This is a genomic window from Leclercia sp. M50, assembly GCF_037150775.1.
Lineage (GTDB): Bacteria > Pseudomonadota > Gammaproteobacteria > Enterobacterales > Enterobacteriaceae > Enterobacter.
Window position 1 is genome coordinate 44,448 of sequence record NZ_JBBCPK010000014.1, and the last position, 20,175, is coordinate 64,622.

General features: G+C 56.3%; 17 protein-coding genes, 5 tRNA genes and 1 other RNA gene. 16 read left to right on the forward strand and 7 right to left on the reverse strand.

What is annotated here, in order from left to right; translation table 11 throughout:
• Positions 1-83: 83 nt before the first annotated feature.
• From WFM46_RS05450 to WFM46_RS05465, 4 genes are all read right to left on the reverse strand, one after another.
• The gene (locus WFM46_RS05450) at positions 84-1,022 is read right to left on the reverse strand and encodes a PfkB family carbohydrate kinase (protein ID WP_180210815.1); all 939 of its coding nucleotides are present in this window, start codon (positions 1,020-1,022) and stop codon (positions 84-86) included.
• Positions 1,023-1,025: 3 nt separating this feature from the next.
• Complete coding sequence (locus WFM46_RS05455; RefSeq protein WP_114385542.1) at positions 1,026-1,775, reverse strand: sugar phosphate isomerase/epimerase family protein; 750 nt, start codon at positions 1,773-1,775, stop codon at positions 1,026-1,028.
• A 102-nt stretch (positions 1,776-1,877) separates the two neighbouring features.
• Positions 1,878-2,894 carry a LacI family DNA-binding transcriptional regulator gene (locus tag WFM46_RS05460; RefSeq protein WP_336997215.1) on the reverse strand — a complete coding sequence of 339 codons (1,017 nt, stop codon included), beginning with the start codon at positions 2,892-2,894 and terminating at the stop codon, positions 1,878-1,880.
• A 110-nt stretch (positions 2,895-3,004) separates the two neighbouring features.
• Positions 3,005-3,667, reverse strand: a complete 663-nt coding sequence (locus WFM46_RS05465) for an OmpA family lipoprotein (RefSeq protein ID WP_103177784.1) — start codon at positions 3,665-3,667, stop codon at positions 3,005-3,007.
• A gap of 168 nt (positions 3,668-3,835) precedes the next feature.
• Between WFM46_RS05465 and WFM46_RS05470 the strand changes: the two genes are divergently transcribed.
• Positions 3,836-6,163, forward strand: a complete 2,328-nt coding sequence (locus tag WFM46_RS05470) for a molybdopterin guanine dinucleotide-containing S/N-oxide reductase (RefSeq protein ID WP_442913448.1) — start codon at positions 3,836-3,838, stop codon at positions 6,161-6,163.
• Here WFM46_RS05470 and WFM46_RS05475 read toward each other — a convergent pair.
• Together WFM46_RS05475 and tag are read right to left on the reverse strand one after the other, a co-directional pair.
• On the reverse strand, positions 6,126-6,572 hold the full coding sequence (locus WFM46_RS05475; RefSeq protein ID WP_114316188.1) for an N-acetyltransferase: 447 nt from the start codon (positions 6,570-6,572) through the stop codon (positions 6,126-6,128). The genes WFM46_RS05470 and WFM46_RS05475 overlap by 38 nt on opposite strands.
• Complete coding sequence (tag, locus tag WFM46_RS05480; RefSeq protein ID WP_336997216.1) at positions 6,550-7,131, reverse strand: DNA-3-methyladenine glycosylase I; 582 nt, start codon at positions 7,129-7,131, stop codon at positions 6,550-6,552. The genes WFM46_RS05475 and tag overlap by 23 nt, the downstream gene beginning before the upstream one ends.
• 179 nt (positions 7,132-7,310) lie before the next feature.
• Between tag and WFM46_RS05485 the strand changes: the two genes are divergently transcribed.
• From WFM46_RS05485 to dppF, 10 genes are all read left to right on the forward strand, one after another.
• Positions 7,311-8,015 (forward strand): autotransporter domain-containing protein, encoded by a 705-nt coding sequence (locus WFM46_RS05485; RefSeq protein ID WP_103177788.1) that lies wholly within the window; start codon positions 7,311-7,313, stop codon positions 8,013-8,015.
• Positions 8,016-8,220: 205 nt separating this feature from the next.
• Positions 8,221-9,423: an L-lactate MFS transporter gene (locus WFM46_RS05490; RefSeq protein WP_103177789.1), complete on the forward strand. Its 1,203-nt coding sequence runs from the start codon at positions 8,221-8,223 to the stop codon at positions 9,421-9,423.
• 266 nt (positions 9,424-9,689) lie between these two features.
• Entirely contained in the window at positions 9,690-11,381 is a 1,692-nt protein-coding gene (gene eptB, locus WFM46_RS05495; RefSeq protein WP_180210811.1) for a kdo(2)-lipid A phosphoethanolamine 7''-transferase, read from the forward strand.
• A 91-nt stretch (positions 11,382-11,472) separates the two neighbouring features.
• Positions 11,473-11,549 (forward strand) — tRNA-Pro (locus tag WFM46_RS05500).
• Between the two features lie 33 nt (positions 11,550-11,582).
• A non-coding RNA gene (locus WFM46_RS05505) (RtT sRNA) lies at positions 11,583-11,714 on the forward strand.
• A gap of 642 nt (positions 11,715-12,356) precedes the next feature.
• Positions 12,357-13,964, forward strand: coding sequence for a dipeptide ABC transporter periplasmic-binding protein DppA (gene dppA, locus WFM46_RS05510; protein WP_103177792.1), 1,608 nt, complete (start codon positions 12,357-12,359; stop codon positions 13,962-13,964).
• Positions 13,965-14,126: 162 nt separating this feature from the next.
• Positions 14,127-15,146: a dipeptide ABC transporter permease DppB gene (gene dppB, locus WFM46_RS05515; RefSeq protein WP_103177793.1), complete on the forward strand. Its 1,020-nt coding sequence runs from the start codon at positions 14,127-14,129 to the stop codon at positions 15,144-15,146.
• Positions 15,147-15,155: 9 nt separating this feature from the next.
• Positions 15,156-16,052: a dipeptide ABC transporter permease DppC gene (gene dppC / locus WFM46_RS05520; protein ID WP_103177794.1), complete on the forward strand. Its 897-nt coding sequence runs from the start codon at positions 15,156-15,158 to the stop codon at positions 16,050-16,052.
• A gap of 10 nt (positions 16,053-16,062) precedes the next feature.
• Complete coding sequence (gene dppD, locus WFM46_RS05525; protein ID WP_103824372.1) at positions 16,063-17,055, forward strand: dipeptide ABC transporter ATP-binding protein; 993 nt, start codon at positions 16,063-16,065, stop codon at positions 17,053-17,055.
• Positions 17,042-18,055 carry a dipeptide ABC transporter ATP-binding subunit DppF gene (gene dppF / locus WFM46_RS05530; RefSeq protein ID WP_156653709.1) on the forward strand — a complete coding sequence of 338 codons (1,014 nt, stop codon included), beginning with the start codon at positions 17,042-17,044 and terminating at the stop codon, positions 18,053-18,055. The genes dppD and dppF overlap by 14 nt, the downstream gene beginning before the upstream one ends.
• A 50-nt stretch (positions 18,056-18,105) precedes the next feature.
• On the opposite strand, the gene coaA is transcribed toward dppF, so the two are convergent.
• The gene (gene coaA, locus WFM46_RS05535) at positions 18,106-19,056 is read right to left on the reverse strand and encodes a type I pantothenate kinase (protein ID WP_103177797.1); all 951 of its coding nucleotides are present in this window, start codon (positions 19,054-19,056) and stop codon (positions 18,106-18,108) included.
• Between the two features lie 336 nt (positions 19,057-19,392).
• On the opposite strand from coaA, the gene WFM46_RS05540 reads away from it, so the two are divergent.
• The 5 genes from WFM46_RS05540 to WFM46_RS05560 all read left to right on the forward strand — a co-directional run.
• Positions 19,393-19,468, forward strand: a tRNA-Thr gene (locus WFM46_RS05540).
• An 8-nt stretch (positions 19,469-19,476) separates the two neighbouring features.
• Positions 19,477-19,561: transfer RNA gene (locus WFM46_RS05545), tRNA-Tyr, on the forward strand.
• A 117-nt stretch (positions 19,562-19,678) separates the two neighbouring features.
• Positions 19,679-19,753 (forward strand) — tRNA-Gly (locus WFM46_RS05550).
• A 6-nt stretch (positions 19,754-19,759) separates the two neighbouring features.
• A tRNA-Thr gene (locus WFM46_RS05555) sits at positions 19,760-19,835 on the forward strand.
• Positions 19,836-19,953: 118 nt separating this feature from the next.
• Positions 19,954-20,175: GTP-binding protein (locus WFM46_RS05560; RefSeq protein WP_227502482.1), on the forward strand; the 222-nt coding region annotated here is incomplete at its 3' end.

A 20,175-nucleotide genomic window follows, 5' to 3' on the forward strand; every position in this document is an offset into this window, starting at 1 on the left:
TCGTTGAGGGGGTTACCGCCGTTGTCTGTAGGGTACACGGTGGTTTAATCGTTAGCCCACTCTCCCCTGTAGGGAGAGGGAATTTATGCGTCCAGTTGCGCCCGGGTGGGTAATCCTTCGCTGTCGCCCTGAACCTGGATCGCCAGCGAGCCGATAACATTGCCGCGCGTGACGGCCTGATGCAGCGTTTTGCCCTCCAGCAGGGCGCTGACCACACCAACAGCAAAGCCGTCTCCCGCGCCGACGGTATCGACGACGTTCTCGACCTTCACTGCCGCCACGGCACCCTGCTCGCCATCGGCGGTTTTATACCAGGCGCCGTCGGCACCGGTTTTCAGGATCACGGCCTTCACGCCCCGGTTCAGGTAAAAATCGGCGATCCCTTCCGGGGTGTTTTCCCCGGTCAGGATGAGGCCCTCTTTCAGGCCGGGTAGCACCCAGTCGGCCTGGAAGGCGAGGTGGTTCAGCTTCTCCACCATCTCCGCTTCGCTTTTCCACAGCACCGGGCGCAGATTGGGATCGAACGAAAGGGTTTTCCCCGCGGCTTTCATGGCGCCCGCCGCGTGATCGAGCAGGGCGTAAGAGCTGGCGGACAATGCTGCCGCCACGCCGCTCAGGTGCAGATGCCTGGCGGCGGTAAACCAGATCGGATTGAAATCTTCAACGGAGAGATGGCTGGCTGCCGAGCCTTTGCGGAAATACTCCACAATGGGATCGGTTCCATCGGTGACTTTTGATTTGAGCTGGAAGCCCGTCGGATAACGGTCGTCTATGGTCACGCCTGCGGTCTCGATCCCCTCTTTTTTCAGGGTGTCGAGCACAAACTGGCCGAAGCTGTCATTGCCGACGCGGCTCACCCAGCCCACCTTCAGGCCCAGGCGCGCCAGCCCGGTGGCGACATTCAGCTCGGCACCCGCGACGCGCTTCATAAAGCGATCGACTTCGCTTAAGTCGCCGGTGTGGGTAGCCACAAACATGGCCATCGCTTCACCAATGGTGATGACATCCAGACTATTCGGCATCGCTTACGCCTCCCGCAGTAAATTGACGTAATGACGGGTGACCGCCGTCAGATCTGGCCCTTCAAGCGGAAACTCGATCCCGCGTGGGACATCGCCGGGCAGTTGCTCCAGCAGGGCCTGCCAGCGGGTGCTGTCCTGGTCGGGCGGCACGGCGCGATACTGCTGCTGATGAGGAACGGCGGCCTTAACGTGGATATAACTCACCGCGGGCGCCAGATGCTTCGCCGCTTCTTCCGGTGACTCACCCACCCACAGCCAGTTGCCCATATCGAATGTCAGCGTGACCGGCAGGCTCATTACCCGGCAGGCCGCCTTGAAGCGCTGCATCGGCGCCAGCTGGCCGCAACGCGTCTGGTCGTTTTCCACCACCAGCGTCATGCCGGTGTCATCGAGCAGGGCGCGCAGCGCATCGAGCTGCTGCTTATCGCTGAAGTTGCCGAGGGAAACTTTCAGCCACAGGGCGTTGAGCGTCGCGGCCTCGGCAAGGTAGCGGGGCAGCAGTGGGTTGAGGGTGCCATCCGCGCTAAACAGTGCATCGGGGGCGGAGTAGCAGGCCAACAGGCCGAGCAGTTCAATGGACTCGGCAAGGGTGGGTAAGGTTGCCAGTTCGGCATCGCTGAATAACTCCCGGCGGATCTCGACGCCATCGGCGCCTGCCCCGGCGATAACCGGCAGCATGGCGCGCTGCCCACCCGCTTGCCGTACCTGGTCAGCGCCATACGCGGCGGTGACAACAATAATTTTTCTGCCCATCGGTGGACTCCATCACGTAGCTGATACTCTTTACGCTAGATGGAACCGGTTCCAAAGAAAAGTTCAGGATGCCGGATTTATGATCGCCATCACGAAGGGGGATTAACGCGCCGTGGAACCGCGCACGATCAGCTCCCCGGAGAAGACCCGCTCCCGGACCGCTTCATCGGCGCCGTTGATCCGGCGAATCACCTGCTCGACGGCGGCGAAGCCAATCTGCCAGGTGGGCTGTTTGAGGGTGGTGATGCCGACACCGGCCAGCTCGGCCCACTCCAGCTCGTCAAAGCCCAGCAGACCGATATCGCTGCCCCAGTGCAGGCCGATGCGCTTAAGCGATCGGGCGACCTGTAGCGTTAAGGCGCCGTTAGCGGAGATGACCGCCTTGCGCATGCCGCGATGACGGGTATGGAACTGGCGCAGGGCACTGTCCATCTGTCCGGCTTCATGGAGGGGGATTTCGACGTTCTCGGCGATCACGCCAGTATAACGGGCGAGGGTCGCGCGAAACGCGCTGAGGCGCTCGCGACGGGTGTTGACCATCCCCAGCGGTTCGCTCAGGAACAGAATCGCTTCAAACCCTTGCTCTATAAGATGTTCCGTGGCGGTGGTGGCGGCCTGGGTGTTGTCCAGCCCTACCACATCACAGGCGAAATCCGGGATTTTGCGGTCAATCAGCACCATCGGCAGGGCGGACTGTTGCAGGCGGTTCAGCCCCTCTTCACGCATTCCCACGGCGTTAACCACAATGCCCTCTACCTGATAGCTGCGCAGAAGATCGAGGTAGTGCAGCTCCTGGTCAAGTTCGTTGTTAGTGTTACACACCAGCGGGGTGAAGCCTTTTTCCCGGCAGGCGGCTTCGATGCCGCTGAGGACGTTAACAGAGTAGGGGTTGGTAATATCGGCGAGGATAAGTCCGATCAGGCGGGTTCGCCCGCGCTTCAGTCCCCGGGCCATCAGGCTGGGACGATAGTCGAGATCGGCAATGGCCTGTTCAATGCGGGCTAACAGCGCGTCGGACAGCAGGTGTTTTTCGCCGTTGAGGTAACGGGAGATGCTGGTCTTACCGGTTTTTGCGGCTTTCGCCACATCGCTGATGGTGGGCCGTGTTGATTTGCTCATCGCTGGTTTCCTTGCCTTGGGTGAGCATACCTTAGCGCGAAAATGCCCGGTGGCGCTACGCTTACCGGGACGACTGGCCGGGCAGGCGATGCCGCCACCCGGCACAACACTTACTGAATCGGGCTTAAGGTGATCTCAACGCGACGGTTCTGCGCTTTGCCTTCCGCCGTGCTGTTGCTGGCGATCGGATTCGCCGGGCCCATACCGCTGGTGCGAATACGGGTCGCCGCTACGCCCTGGGTGATCAGCGAGCTGGCCACCGCGTCAGCACGTTGCTGGGAGAGACGCATGTTCAGATCCTGGCTGCCGGTGCTGTCGGTATAGCCCAGCACGTTCACCGCGGTTTTTTCGTACTCCTTGAGCACCATCGCCACGCCGGTCAGGGTATTGGCCCCCGCCGGTTTCAGCGTTGAGCTGTTGCTGTCGAAGGTGACGTTGTTTGGCATGTTCAGAATGATGTTATCGCCGCTGCGGGTTACGCTCACGCCGGTGCCCTGCATTTTGTCGCGCAGCTTCGCTTCCTGTACGTCCATGTAATAACCGACGCCGCCGCCCAGGGCTGCGCCTGCTGCGGCGCCAATCAGCGCCCCTTTGCCGCGATCTTTCTTCGAGGAGGAGAGTGCGCCAACACCTGCGCCGACCAGGGAGCCGAGGCCTGCGCCAATGCCTGATTTACCCGCTTCGCGTTCGCCGGTGTAAGGGTTCGTTGTGCAGCCTGAAACAACCAGTGCGCCGCTCACCACGGCGGCAATCATAAGTGCGCTTTTTTTCATCTTCTTTCCTTAAGCTTTTTTATTCTTTGCCACGATGGGCGTGGCGGTTGATTATGACGTCCAGTTACGGAGAAAATTCCGGGGATAACTCTTAAATTTGTGTCTAATCATAAACAGCCTCAATGAAGGCTGAGAAAACCTGCAACCGGCAATCCAGGAGCACACGCTGTGACCACTTCAACGAAAACCATTCTGACTGCAGCCCACTGGGGGCCCATGCTGGTCGAGACCGACGGCGAGACGGTGCTGTCATCCCGCGGCGCGTTGCCGACAACCTATCCCAACTCCCTGCAGACCGCGGTGCGCGACCAGGTGCACAGCAAAACCCGCGTGCGCTGGCCGATGGTGCGTAAGGGGTTTCTCGCCTCGCCGGATAATCCGCAGGGGGTGCGTGGGCAGGATGAATTTGTGCGCGTCAGCTGGGATGAGGCGCTGACGCTTATCGATGCGCAGCATAAACGTATTCGCCAGAGCTATGGCCCATCGTCCATTTTCGCCGGTTCGTACGGCTGGCGTTCCAATGGCGTGCTGCACAAAGCCGCAACCCTGCTCCAGCGCTATATGAGCCTGGCGGGCGGCTATACCGGCCATCTGGGGGACTACTCCACCGGTGCGGCGCAGGCCATCATGCCGTATGTGGTGGGCGGCAACGAAGTGTATCAGCAGCAGACCAGCTGGCCGCTGGTACTGGAGCACAGCGAGGTGGTGGTGCTCTGGAGCGCCAACCCGCTCAACACCCTTAAGATCGCCTGGAACGCCAGCGATGAGCAGGGCATCCCCTATTTCGACGCGCTGCGTAAAAGCGGCAAGCGCCTGATCTGCATCGATCCGATGCGCTCCGAAACCATGGATTTCTTTGGCGAGCGCGCCGAGTGGATCGCCCCGCATATGGGCACCGATGTGGCGATGATGCTCGGCATCGCCCATACGCTGGTTGAGAATGGCTGGCAGGATGAGGCGTTTCTTGCCCGCTGTACCTCCGGGTATGAAAAATTTGCTGACTACCTGCTTGGAACGACGGACGGTATCGCCAAAACCGCCGAGTGGGCCGCCGACATTTGTGGCGTTCCGGCAGATAAAATTCGTGAACTGGCGGCGTTATTCCACAATAACACCACCATGCTGATGGCGGGGTGGGGGATGCAGCGCCAGCAGTTTGGTGAGCAAAAACACTGGATGCTGGTCACCCTCGCGGCGATGCTCGGCCAGATTGGTACGCCGGGTGGCGGCTTTGGACTGTCGTATCACTTTGCTAATGGCGGTAACCCGACGCGTCGGGCGGCGGTGCTGGCCTCGATGCAGGGTTTGGTCAAGGGCGGTACCGACGCGGTGGATAAGATCCCGGTCGCCCGCATTGTGGAAGCCCTGGAAAATCCCGGCGCTTTTTATCAGCACAACGGTCTGGATCGCCACTTCCCGGATATCCGCTTTGTCTGGTGGGCGGGCGGGGCTAACTTTACCCATCATCAGGACACCAACCGCCTGATCCGCGCCTGGCAAAAACCGGAGCTGGTGGTAATCTCCGAATGTTTCTGGACGGCGGCGGCGAAGCATGCCGATATCGTGCTGCCGGCGACCACTTCGTTTGAACGCAACGACATGACCATGACCGGCGACTACAGCAACCAGCATATGGTGCCGATGAAGCGGGTTGTGGCGCCGCGCGATGAAGCGCGTGACGATCTTGATGTGTTTGCCGAGCTGAGCGAGCGCTGGGAGCCGGGCGGCGGCGAGCGCTTTACCGAAGGTAAAACCGATCTGGAGTGGCTGGAGACGTTCTATGAGATTGCCGGGCAGCGCGGCGCGGCACAGGGAGTGACCCTGGCACCCTTTGCCGAGTTCTGGGAAGCCAATGATATCGTCGAAATGCCGGAATCTGAGGAGAACGCCAGATTCGTGCGCTTCGCGGATTTCCGTCGCGATCCCGAGGGCCATCCGCTTAAAACCGAGAGCGGCAAAATCGTGATTTACTCCGAGCGGATCGCCAGCTTCCAGTATGCCGACTGTCCGCCGCACCCGATGTGGCTGGCGCCGGACGAGTGGCATGGCAATGCTGAGCCGGGGCAGTTACAAATTCTCTCTGCCCATCCGGCGCATCGTCTGCACAGCCAGTTGAACTACTCCTCACTGCGCGAGCAGTATGCGGTGGCCGGACGCGAGCCGGTGACGCTCCACCCGGATGACGCCAGCGCGCGCGGCATTGCCGATGGCGACGTGGTCCGCGTCTGGAACCATCGCGGGCAGGTGCTGGCAGGCGCGGTGGTCAGCGAGGGCATCAAGCCGGGGGTGATCTGTATCCATCAGGGGGCATGGCCGGATCTGGATCCTGATAACGACGGGATTTGTAAGAACGGGGCGGTCAACGTGCTGACCAAAGATCTCCCCAGCTCGAAGCTGGGGAATGGCTGCGCGGGAAATACTGCGCTGGCGTGGCTGGAAAAATATCAGGGGCCAGCGCTTACGCTGACGGCGTTTGATCCGCCTGCCAGCTCATAAGCCAGGTCGGGTGTTGAGTATCTTCCTGCCAGGCGCTGTCTTCAATGCGAAAGCCCTGAGCGTGGTAGAAATTCACCGCCCGATTGTTCTTCTGGTAGACCTCGAGACTTAAAGAGGGGTAGCGCTGCTGAACATGTTTTATCAGCGCATGCCCGATCCCTTTGCCCGCAAAGGCCGGATCGACAAACAGCGCGCCGATAAACCGGGATTCCATCACGCTGATAAACCCGCGAAGCTGGCCTTTCTCTTCCCATACCCATGTCTCGGCCGACGGCAGGTAGACCTCACGCACCACCGCTTTGCTCTCCAGCCAGTATTGCGCATCGATAAAGGGATGGGCGACGGTGGTGCTCTCCAGCCAGAGTGCCAGCAGGGGCTCGACATCGTCATTGAGCCATTTGCGGATCATGTTGACCTCCGGGGTGACAGTGGCAGGCGGTGATGTGATCGTTGACCAGCCCGCAGGCCTGCATAAAGGAGTAACAGATGGTGGTGCCAACGAATTTAAAGCCGCGCTTTTTCAGCGCCTTCGACAGGGCATCTGAGGCTGGCGTAGAGGTGGGGATCTCTGCAAGCGTCGCCGCCTGGGTCACCTGCGTGGTGTTATCGACAAAAGACCAGACGAAATCGGAAAAGCGCTCGCCGTTCTCTTCCATCGCCAGATAGGCCCGGGCGTTGCCGATAATGGCTTCGATTTTGCCGCGATGGCGAATAATCCCCGCGTCCAGCACTAACCTGTCGACATCGGCAGAGGTCATCCCGGCGACAAGGACCGGATCAAACTGGTGAAAGGCCTGACGATAGTTTTCCCGTTTTTTAAGCACGGTGATCCAGGATAAACCGGCCTGCTGACCTTCGAGACAGATCATCTCGAATAAATGCTTTCCGTCAGTTTCCGGTACGCCCCACTCTTGATCGTGATAGGCGATATAAAGCGGATCCTGGCTAACCCAGCCACAACGTTGCATCGTTTCTCTCCCTATTTGCTCCTGAAATTACAAAAATTTCAATCGACCCGGCTTGACGTGTCACCTAAAGAGACAATAGTTAATACAGGTTGATACGCAACATCCCTCATGTTGCAACCTGGCCTCAATTAAACAAACACAAATATCGCCGAACTCGGCTCTTCTCTGGAGTCGCTTTGATGATGATAAAAAATATCAGTGGCCGCCATGCCGTGACAGGTATGGCGAGCTTGTTGGCCTGTCTGATTTCAGGCAACACAGCAAACGCCTGGCAACAGGAATATATCGTTTCGGATACAAAAAGTAATACCACCGAGCGTTATACATGGGACGACGATCACCAACCGCGGTATGAGGACATTCTCAAAGAGCGGATCCTCTCCTCGCAGAATACGCCCGGTTTAGCGCTGAATTTACCTGATTCCTCTCCTGTGGAGGCGACCAGCTCAATGAGTGTGGGCTGGAGTATTCCCGTGGCCCGCCGTTTCACGACCGGACCGGTTGCCGCCTGGCACTATGATGGCTCCACGCCCAATATGTATAACGAGTTTGGCGATAGCGTGAACACGCAGTCGCTGATCGACCCGCTGTGGCACGCCAGCGTAAGTACGCTCGGCTGGCGCGTGGATACGCGCGTGGGCGATGTGCGACCGTGGGCGCAAATCAGCTATAACCAGCAGTTCGGTGATAATCAGTGGAAAATGCAGTCCGGCCTGGGACGCCTGGTGCCGTCCACCCAATACGGTAACTGGATGGATGTCACCGTCGGGGCCGATATGCTGATCAATCCTCATATGGCGGCCTATGCCTCGATGTCGCAGGCTGAAAATATGACCACCGGCGAGGATTACCTTTATACCCTCGGCGTCAGCGCCAGGTTCTGAATTAGGCACGTAAATCGCCTGTGCAGCGCCGGAAGCGAGCCTTCTCCGGTGCGGTTCAGACGGTTGTCCAGGCCATTCATTCCTGATTTTCGGCATTTCATTCCACGCCCTCTGCATTTCATGCCGTTTTCCCCCTGGTAAGGTAAGGTTTTGGATATCGTTGTCAGCAGTGAATTTCCCTTTTTTCTGCTGCAGGACAACTGCCATGAACACTTCAACTTACAACCGCACCCGCTGGCTGACCCTCTTCGGTACTATCGTGACCCAGTTCGCTCTGGGGTCGGTCTATACCTGGAGCCTGTTTAACAGCGCCCTTTCCGACAAACTCAATGCCCCGATAAGCCAGGTGGCTTTCTCCTTTGGTTTGCTGAGCCTGGGCCTGGCGCTCTCTTCGTCCATCGCCGGTAAATTACAGGAACGCTTCGGCGTGAAGCGCGTCACGATGGCTTCCGGTGTGTTGCTGGGGCTGGGCTTCTTCCTGACCGCATATTCCAACAATCTGATGATGCTGTGGCTGAGCGCCGGGGTGCTGGTCGGGCTGGCGGATGGTGCAGGCTATCTCTTAACCCTGTCGAACTGTGTGAAATGGTTCCCGGAGCGTAAAGGGCTGATCTCCGCCTTTGCCATCGGTTCTTATGGCCTTGGCAGCCTGGGCTTCAAATTTATCGACAGCCAGTTACTCGCCACCGTCGGCCTTGAAAAGACCTTTATGATCTGGGGCGCAATCGTGCTGGTGATGATCCTGTTTGGCGCTACCCTGATGAAAGATGCGCCGCAGCAGGAGGTGCAGACGGTCAATGGCGTTGTCGAGAATGACTTTACGCTGGCCCAGTCGATGCGTAAGCCGCAGTACTGGATGCTGGCTGTGATGTTCCTGACGGCCTGCATGAGCGGTCTGTATGTGATTGGCGTGGCGAAAGATATCGCCCAGGGGATGGTGAAACTGGATGCGGCAACAGCGGCCAACGCGGTAACCATTATCTCTATCGCCAACCTCTCTGGTCGCCTGGTGCTGGGGATCCTCTCCGATAAAATTGCCCGTATCCGTGTCATTACCCTCGGCCAGGTGGTTTCCCTGGTGGGAATGGCGGCTCTGCTTTTCGCCCCGCTCAACGAAGTGACCTTCTTTGCGGCTATCGCCTGCGTCGCGTTTAACTTCGGCGGCACCATCACCGTCTTCCCGTCGCTGGTCAGTGAGTTCTTCGGCCTGAATAATCTGGCGAAAAACTATGGCGTTATTTATTTAGGTTTTGGTATCGGCAGTATTTGCGGTTCGCTTATTGCTTCGCTGTTCGGCGGTTTTTATGTGACTTTCTGCGTAATATTCGCCTTACTTATCCTGTCTCTGGCCCTGTCTACCACTATTCGCCAGCCGCAGCGTGAAGTGTTGCAACAAGCGCATGCTTGATTAAAACTACCTCTAAGGGCCGGATATTCCGGCCCTTTTTGTTTTTATAAACTGTAAAGAACAGGCCGGTTGTAGGCCATCGGACTTGTTTTTTTGTAAATATTTGCAGGGATCACATTCTCTGCTGCCACTTTTTCTTTTCCCTGTGGTCTACTTACCGCGCTTAAAGACGTTTCTTATAACGTACTCCCAGGCAATGAAATAACCTGTTCACTTTTTGACCAAGAGTGAAGCGGCTCTACTTTACCTTTTTCCAGGTTGCATTAATGAAATATATCAAAGCGATGACGCAACAAAAGCTCAGCTTTTTACTTGCGTTGTACATCGGTCTGTTTATGAATGGCGCGGTTTTTTTCCGTCGGTTTGACGGTTACGCGCAAGACTTTACCGCCTGGAAAGGAATCGCTGCGGTCGTTGAACTGGTTGCTACTGTACTGGTTACCTTCTTTTTACTGCGTTTGCTGTCGCTGTTTGGCCGCCGTGTCTGGCGGGTACTCGCCACGCTGGTGGTGCTGTGCTCGGCAGGTGCCAGCTATTACATGACCTTTATGAACGTGGTGATCGGCTACGGCATTATTGCTTCGGTGATGACCACAGATATCGACCTCTCGAAAGAGGTGGTCGGTTTACACTTTATTCTCTGGCTGGTTTGCGTCAGCATCCTGCCGCTACTGCTTATCTGGAACAACCGCTGCCGCTATACGTTGTTGCGCCAGCTGCGTACCCCCGGACAGCGCACCAGAAGCGCTGCGGTGGTGGTGCTGGCAGGCTTAATGGTCTGGGGACCTATCCGCCTGCTGGATTTACAGCAGAAGAATGTCGAGCGTACCTCCGGCGTGGATATGCCGAGCTATGGCGGCGTGGTGGCGAACTCCTATCTGCCTTCAAACTGGATCTCCGCGCTGGGGTTATACGCCTGGGCGCAGGTGGATGAATCTTCCGACAATAAATCGCTGTTGAATCCGGCGAAGAAATTCACCTATCAGGCGCCTGCGGATCTGGATGACACCTACGTTGTCTTCATTATCGGTGAAACCACGCGCTGGGATCACATGGGCATTCTGGGCTATGAGCGGGATACCACGCCGAAACTGGCGCAGGAGAAAAACCTTGTCGCCTTCCGCGGTTACTCCTGCGATACCGCGACCAAACTCTCGTTGCGCTGCATGTTCGTGCGTGAGGGCGGGGCGAGCGATAACCCACAGCGAACGCTGAAAGAGCAGAACGTCTTCTCAGTGCTGCGTCAGCTGGGCTTTACCTCCGACCTCTATGCGATGCAGAGCGAGATGTGGTTCTACAGCAACACCATGGCCAACAACATTGCCTACCGTGAACAGATTGGCGCTGAGCCGCGTAACCGCGGTAAGAGCGTGGACGACATGCTGCTGATCGACGAGATGCAACGCTCGCTGGAGGGCAACCCGAACGGTAAACATCTGATTATCCTGCATACCAAAGGGTCGCACTTTAACTATACCCAGCGTTATCCACGTAGCTTTGCGAAATGGACGCCGGAGTGTAAAGGCGTGGATAAAGACTGCAGTAAACAGCAGCTGATCAACTCTTACGACAACTCGGTGACCTATGTGGATCACTTTATCGACAGCGTGATTGACCAGCTGCGCGATAAGAAAGCCATTGTTTTCTATGCCGCCGACCACGGTGAGTCGATTAACGAGAAAGAGCACCTGCATGGTACGCCGCGCAAGATGGCCCCGCCGGAGCAGTTCCGCGTACCGATGATGGTGTGGATGTCTGATAAGTATCTGGAGAACCCGGAGAAAGCCAAAATGTTTGCGCATCTTAAAGCGCAGGCGGATATGAAGGTGGCTCGTCGTCATGTGGAACTGTACGACACCATTCTCGGTTGCCTCGGTTACACCTCGCCGGACGGCGGGATTAACGAGAATAACAACTGGTGTAAAGTGCCGGACAGCGCCGCGAAAGCCGCAAAGTAACGGGCCTGGCGACTTTATAGCCGATCGAAAGGCTTTTGCAAAATAAGGGATTGACGGAGGCAGAGCGTAGCAGTAAGATGCGCTCCGCATTCGGCGAGTAGCGCAGCTTGGTAGCGCAACTGGTTTGGGACCAGTGGGTCGGAGGTTCGAATCCTCTCTCGCCGACCACATTCGAAACCCCGCTCTTTGAGCGGGGTTTTTTGCATCTGAAGGTTATGAGGATGAGAACCTCCGGGGCAGGAGGTTCGACTCGAGCGAAGCGAGAGAACGTTGCTTCAGCAACGGCCCGCAGGGCGAGTCACGGAGTGACGAGTTATCCTCTCTCGCCGACCACATTCGAAACCCCGCTCTTTGAGCGGGGTTTTTTGCTTTTATGGGTTACAGTAATACACCCCATCAGAACGTTATTATTCAAAAGTAATTAAAATAGCGGTTACCGCGCTTTCCCCCTGCCTGTTAACGATTATGTGACATATTCCATTGTATTTTTTTATATATGGAATGATCTTTTTTCGCGTTGCTTATACATAACCTCAGCATTTTCCCCTGTGCGTTTTAACGTTCACGGCATTTAGTGCGCAGATAATCGCCATTCCGTAAGAAAATTTACCCCGGTTGAATAAATGTTAATCACTGGTTGTAGCAGAATGCATAGAGAGTTGTGCTGCATCATGGCGGGTAGCATAAATTTCCCTGCTGAAAATAGGCCCCGGTGGTTTTTTTAATCTTTGTTTGCCAATTCTCACACTTAGCGTAAATCCCCGTCACCTGTATTGACGTTTTCACATTCTGTTGACAGATTGTAGGGCACGAGGGGCATTTCAGGGAGGATCTGCGCTGCAACTCAGTCGCTCTTCTGAAAGGAATCTCCATCCCTTATCACGCCTTAGGGCAACACCGACCAGACCGGGTAAAAAAAAATTAAAGGTCAGGCGGAGTAACACAACAAAAACATCACATTGGAGCAGAATAACAATGAGTATTTCCTTGAAGAAGTCAGGGATGCTGAAGCTTGGTCTGAGCCTGGTAGCCATGACTGTCGCAGCAAGCGTACAGGCAAAAACCCTGGTCTACTGTTCTGAAGGCTCGCCGGAAGGCTTTAACCCACAGCTCTTTACCTCTGGTACAACGTACGACGCAAGCTCTGTACCTATCTATAACCGTCTGGTTGAATTCAAAACCGGTACTACGGAAGTTATTCCGGGTCTGGCAGAGAAGTGGGACATCAGCGAAGACGGCAAGACCTACACCTTCCACCTGCGCCCGGGCGTGAAGTGGCAGGACAGCAAAGAATTTAAACCTACGCGCGACTTTAACGCCGACGACGTGGTGTTCTCCTTTGACCGTCAGAAAAATGCCCAGAACCCGTACCACAAAGTATCCGGCGGCAGCTATGAATACTTTGAAGGGATGGGTCTGCCGGATCTGATCAGCGAAATCAAAAAAGTGGACGACAACACCGTTCAGTTCGTGCTGACCCGTCCGGAAGCGCCATTCCTGGCTGACCTGGCCATGGACTTCGCCTCTATTCTCTCTAAAGAGTATGCGGACAACATGCTGAAAGCTGGCACCCCGGAGAAAGTTGACCTGAACCCAATCGGTACCGGTCCGTTCCAGCTGCTGCAGTATCAGAAAGACTCCCGCATTCTTTACAAAGCGTTTGAAGGTTACTGGGGCACCAAGCCGCAGATCGACCGTCTGGTCTTCTCCATCACGCCTGACGCCTCCGTGCGTTACGCCAAGCTGCAGAAGAACGAGTGCCAGGTTATGCCGTACCCGAACCCGGCTGACATCGCGCGCATGAAGCAGGATAAAAACATCAACCTGATGGAGCAGGCGGGTCTGAACGTCGGCTATCTCTCCTTCAACACCGAGAAGAAACCGTTTGATGACGTGAAAGTGCGTCAGGCGCTGACCTACGCGGTGAACAAAGAAGCGATCATCAAGGCCGTTTATCAGGGCGCTGGCGTTGCTGCCAAGAACCTGATCCCACCAACCATGTGGGGCTACAACGACGACGTTAAGGATTACACCTATGACGTTGAGAAAGCGAAAGCGCTGCTGAAAGAAGCGGGCCAGGATAAAGGCTTTACCGTTGAGCTGTGGGCGATGCCAGTACAGCGTCCTTACAACCCGAACGCGCGCCGTATGGCAGAAATGGTTCAGGCTGACTGGGCGAAAATCGGCGTTCAGGCCAAGATCGTGACCTACGAGTGGGGCGAGTACCTCAAGCGTGCTAAAGCGGGTGAGCACCAGGCTGTGATGATGGGCTGGACCGGTGACAACGGGGATCCGGATAACTTCTTCGCGACCCTGTTCAGCTGCGCCGCGGCGAAAGATGGTTCTAACTACTCTCGCTGGTGCTACAAGCCGTTTGAAGATCTGATTCAGCCGGCGCGTGCCGCAGAAGATCACAACAAGCGTATCGAACTGTACAAACAGGCTCAGGTTGTCATGCATGAGCAGGCGCCAGCGCTGATCGTGGCTCACTCAACCGTGTACGAACCAGTGCGTAAAGAAGTTAAAGGCTATGTGGTTGATCCACTGGGCAAACACCACTTCGAAAACGTCTCTGTTGAATAATTAAAAGCGTAAGGGGTGCGACAGCACCCCATGCCCGGCGGCGCTGCGCTTGCGCGGGCCTACAAATGTAGGCCGGGTAAGCGCAGCGCCACCCGCCAGTAGTTTTGTGAGCAATACAGACGTCGCGCCTCCAGGCGTACGTCATTAGAGAGAATCCGGGTTATGTTGCAGTTCATCCTCCGACGTCTGGGACTTGTTATCCCTACGTTTATCGGTATCACCCTTCTCACCTTCGCTTTCGTCCATATGATCCCCGGTGACCCGGTAATGATTATGGCGGGCGAGCGTGGCATTTCTCCTGAACGTCATGCACAGCTGTTGGCCGAACTGGGGCTGGATAAGCCGATGTGGCAGCAGTACCTCCACTATATCTGGGGTGTGATGCATGGTGATTTGGGCATTTCGCTGAAAAGCCGTCTTCCGGTGTGGGAAGAGTTCGTACCACGTTTTAAAGCGACGCTGGAGCTCGGTGTCTGCGCCATGATTTTTGCCGTCGCCGTTGGTATTCCGGTGGGCGTGCTGGCTGCGGTAAAACGTGGCTCCATCTTTGATCATACTGCCGTTGGCCTGGCGCTGACCGGCTACTCCATGCCTATCTTCTGGTGGGGCATGATGCTGATTATGCTGGTTTCGGTGCAGCTGAACCTGACGCCTGTCTCAGGGCGCGTCAGCGATATGGTCTTCCTCGATGACACCAATCCGCTGACCGGCTTTATGCTGATCGACACGGCTATCTGGGGTGAAGAGGGCAACTTTATTGATGCGCTGGCACACATGATCCTGCCTGCGATGGTGCTCGGGACAATCCCGCTGGCGGTCATCGTGCGTATGACCCGTTCGTCGATGCTGGAAGTGCTGGGCGAGGACTACATCCGTACTGCCCGCGCCAAAGGGCTGACCCGTATGCGGGTGATCATCATTCATGCACTGCGCAACGCCATGCTGCCGGTGGTCACGGTTATCGGTCTGCAGGTGGGGACGCTGCTGGCAGGGGCGATTCTGACCGAAACCATCTTCTCCTGGCCGGGCCTGGGCCGCTGGTTGATTGACGCGCTGCAGCGCCGTGACTATCCGGTGGTGCAGGGCGGTGTGTTGCTGGTGGCGACGATGATTATCCTCGTCAACCTGCTGGTCGATTTGCTGTACGGCGTGGTGAACCCGCGTATTCGTCATAAGAAGTAAGGGGCCATCATGTCACAAGTTACTGTAAATAAAGCTGCACCGGTGCCAATGACGCCGATGCAGGAGTTCTGGCACTACTTCAAACGCAACAAAGGCGCGGTGGTAGGGCTGGTATACGTTTCCATCATGATCCTGATCGCCGTGTTTGCGAACGTGCTCGCGCCGCATAACCCGGCGGAGCAGTTCCGTGATGCGCTGCTTGCACCCCCGGTATGGCAGGACGGCGGCACCCTGACGCATCTGCTGGGTACCGATGACGTAGGCCGTGATGTGCTTTCCCGTCTGATGTACGGCGCACGTCTGTCGCTGCTGGTTGGCTGTCTGGTGGTGGTGCTGTCGCTGATCCTCGGCGTGGTGCTGGGCCTGATCGCCGGTTACTTTGGCGGCCTGATTGATAACACCATCATGCGTATCGTCGACATCATGCTGGCTCTGCCAAGCCTGCTGCTGGCGCTGGTGCTGGTGGCGATCTTCGGCCCGTCAATCGGCAACGCCGCGCTGGCCCTGACCTTTGTTGCCCTTCCTCACTACGTGCGATTAACCCGCGCGGCGGTGCTGGTGGAAGTGAACCGTGACTACGTTACCGCCTCTCGCGTGGCGGGCGCTGGCGCGATGCGTCAGATGTTCATCAACATTCTTCCAAACTGCCTTGCGCCGCTGATTGTTCAGGCGTCGCTCGGTTTCTCTAACGCCATTCTCGATATGGCCGCCCTTGGCTTCCTCGGCATGGGTGCGCAGCCGCCAACACCGGAGTGGGGCACCATGCTCTCCGACGTGTTGCAGTTCGCGCAAAGCGCCTGGTGGGTCGTGACCTTCCCGGGTCTGGCGATCCTGCTGACGGTGCTGGCATTTAACCTGATGGGTGATGGTCTGCGTGATGCACTTGATCCCAAACTGAAGCAGTAAGAGGCACGAGATGGCGTTATTAAATGTAGATAAATTATCGGTGCACTTCGGTGACGTAGGCTCCGAGTTTCGCGCCGTAGATCGGGTCAGCTACAGCGTAAATCAGGGTGAAGTGGTCGGCATTGTGGGCGAGTCCGGTTCCGGTAAATCGGTAAGCTCCCTGGCAATCATGGGACTGATTGATTTTCCAGGCCGCGTGATGGCGGAAAACCTGGAATTTAACGGGCAGGATCTGAAGCGCATTTCCGAAAAAGAGCGCCGCAACCTGGTCGGTGCCGAAGTGGCGATGATCTTCCAGGATCCGATGACCAGCCTTAACCCGTGCTACACCGTGGGCTTCCAGATTATGGAAGCCATTAAGGTGCACCAGGGCGGAAACAAGAAAACCCGCCGCCAGCGGGCAATCGATCTGTTGACCCAGGTGGGTATTCCGGACCCGGCCTCGCGTCTGGATGTCTATCCGCACCAGCTCTCCGGCGGGATGAGCCAGCGTGTAATGATCGCCATGGCGATTGCCTGTCGGCCAAAACTGCTGATTGCCGATGAACCGACAACCGCGCTGGACGTGACCATTCAGGCACAGATCATCGAGCTGCTGCTGGAGTTACAGCAGAAAGAGAACATGGCGCTGATCCTGATCACTCATGACCTGGCGTTAGTGGCCGAAGCGGCGCATAAAATCATCGTGATGTATGCCGGGCAGGTTGTGGAAACCGGCAGCTCGCACGATATCTTCCGCGCGCCGCGTCACCCCTATACCCAGGCGCTGCTGCGCGCTCTGCCGGAGTTTGCCCAGGATAAGGCGCGCCTGGCATCACTGCCGGGCGTGGTACCGGGTAAATATGACCGCCCGACCGGCTGTCTGCTGAACCCGCGCTGCCCGTATGCCACGGACAAATGTCGCGTTGACGAGCCGGCGCTGAACACCGTGGACGGCGGTCGCCAGTCTAAATGTCACTACCCACTTGATGACGCCGGGAGGCCGAACTATGAGTACGCATGAGGCCACCGTGCAACAGCCCCTGTTGCAGGCTATCGATCTGAAAAAACACTACCCGGTGAAGAAGGGGCTGTTTGCCCCTGAGCGCCTGGTGAAAGCGCTGGACGGCGTCTCCTTTACCCTCGAGCGCGGCAAAACGCTAGCGGTGGTAGGCGAGTCCGGCTGCGGGAAATCCACGCTGGGTCGCCTGCTGACCATGATTGAAACCCCGACCGGGGGCGAGCTGTACTATCAGGGTCAGGATCTGCTGAAGCACGATCCCGACGCGCAGAAGCTGCGTCGCCAGAAAATCCAGATTGTCTTCCAGAACCCCTATGGTTCGCTGAACCCGCGTAAAAAAGTGGGGCAGATTCTGGAGGAGCCATTGCAGATCAACTCCACGCTGAGTAAAGAGCAGCGTCGCGAAAAGGCGCTGGCGATGATGGCGAAAGTGGGGCTTAAGACCGAGCACTACGATCGCTACCCGCATATGTTCTCTGGCGGTCAGCGTCAGCGTATCGCTATTGCCCGTGGTCTGATGCTCGATCCGGATGTGGTGATCGCCGATGAACCGGTCTCCGCGCTGGACGTTTCCGTTCGTGCGCAGGTGCTGAACCTGATGATGGATCTGCAGCAGGATTTAGGCCTGTCGTATGTCTTCATCTCTCACGACCTCTCAGTGGTAGAGCATATCGCGGATGAAGTGATGGTGATGTATCTGGGCCGTTGCGTCGAGAAGGGCACCAAGGATCAGATCTTTAATAACCCGCGCCATCCTTATACCCAGGCGCTGCTTTCTGCAACACCGCGTCTGAACCCGGATGACCGCCGGGAGCGTATTAAGCTGACCGGCGAGCTGCCAAGCCCGCTTAACCCGCCACCGGGGTGTGCTTTCAATGCCCGTTGCCGCCGTCGTTTTGGGCCATGTACCCAACTGCAACCGCAGTTGAAAGACTACGGCGGACAACTGGTGGCCTGCTTTGCGGTGGACCAGGACGAAAATGGCGAGAAGCCCCACGCGTAAGTGAAAAAAAACCGGCGAATTCGCCGGTTTTTTTATTGGTTTGCGGGACGCTATTTCCGTAAACGGATTTGATCGACAGCGTGTTTTTCGCTCTTGGTGAGGATCAGGCTGGCCCGCTCGCGCGTTGGCAGAATGTTCTCTTTCAGGTTCACATAGTTGATCTCATTCCACAGTGCGGTCGCCACATTCACCGCCTCCTCTTTCGAGAGCTGGGCGTAGTTGTGGAAGTAGGAGTCAGGATCGGTGAATGCCCCTTCGCGGAACTTCAGGAAGCGGTTGATGTACCAGCTTTGCAGTAAATCTTCCGGGGCATCGACATAAATAGAGAAGTCGACAAAGTCGGAGACAAAGACATGATGCGGGTCATGGGGATAGTCCATCCCGCTTTGCAGAACGTTTAACCCTTCCAGAATCAGAATGTCCGGCTGGACCACGGTTTTGTCCCCGTCAGGGATACGGTCATAAATCAGGTGCGAATAGACCGGGGCCGTAACGTTCGGCACGCCGGATTTCAGATCCGACACGAATTTCACCAGACGGTGCATATCATAAGAGAGCGGGAAGCCTTTCTTCTTCATCAGACCGCGCTCTTTTAACACCTCGTTAGGGTGCAGGAAGCCGTCGGTGGTGATCAGCTCAACGCTGCGATGCTCTGGCCAGCGGCTCAGCAGCGCCTGCAGTACGCGCGCGGTGGTACTTTTACCCACGGCCACGCTGCCGGCAATACTGATGATATAAGGGATGCGCTGTCCGTTAGTCCCGAGGAACTGTTCCAGCACGGCCTGTCGACGAAGGTTGGAACTGATATAGAAATTCAGCAAACGTGACAGAGGCAAATAAATTTCAGCCACTTCTTCAAGCGACAGGTCTTCGTTTATCCCTTTTAACCGTGCGATTTCGCCTTCCGTTAAGGTCATCGGGACGGAGTCACGCAGAGCAGCCCACTGGCTGCGGCTAAACTGGAGATAAGGCGTCATTAACGTTTGCTCTTTTTTGCTCATAAGCATGCTTGAATGAGCCATCGCATCCCACAACAGAGGCTGGGTAGGGGGGAGTGGCACATCATTGATTAGTTAATTTTGGACAATGGGCAGGAGGTTAACACCAGATGAGCCGAATAATAAGAAAAAAAGTGGCCCCGTGTTGCGTTAAGCGGGAATCGTCACAGACCGGGTTTGAGCCTATTACGGGACAGCATATGGTGAATATTTGCGCGCGTCTGCCTGAAAATACAGCGTTATTCACTCTTCCAGCACAAAATGTGAGCGAAAGAACAATTTATGCAAATTTTTAGTTGCATGACTGCCCATGTCTCCATAGAATGCGCGCTACTTGATGCCGACTTAGCTCAGTAGGTAGAGCAACTGACTTGTAATCAGTAGGTCACCAGTTCGATTCCGGTAGTCGGCACCATCAAGTCCGGTGGGGTTCCCGAGCGGCCAAAGGGAGCAGACTGTAAATCTGCCGTCACAGACTTCGAAGGTTCGAATCCTTCCCCCACCACCACTTTCTGGCAGCGTTAACGCCGCCGGAGTTGGTTGAAAAAATTAACCAGCTCGAACTTAAAAAGAGAGAAATCTCTTTTTTTGTTACAGAAAGAACTGGGTAGCCGAGTTTCAGGATGCGGGCATCGTATAATGGCTATTACCTCAGCCTTCCAAGCTGATGATGCGGGTTCGATTCCCGCTGCCCGCTCCAATACGTGCTGATATGGCTCAGTTGGTAGAGCGCACCCTTGGTAAGGGTGAGGTCCCCAGTTCGACTCTGGGTATCAGCACCACTTCACTTCTCCCTCCCATTTCTCTCTGTTTCAATTTAAATGTATTCAACAGTTCAGGCATTTCGCCTGGTTGATGTGGTGATATCACCGATTTATCCGTGTCTTAGAGGGACAATCGATGTCTAAAGAAAAGTTTGAACGTACAAAACCGCACGTTAACGTCGGTACTATCGGCCACGTTGACCATGGTAAAACAACGCTGACCGCTGCAATCACTACCGTTCTGGCAAAAACCTACGGTGGTTCTGCTCGTGCATTCGACCAGATCGATAACGCACCAGAAGAAAAAGCTCGTGGTATCACCATCAACACTTCTCACGTTGAATACGACACCCCGACT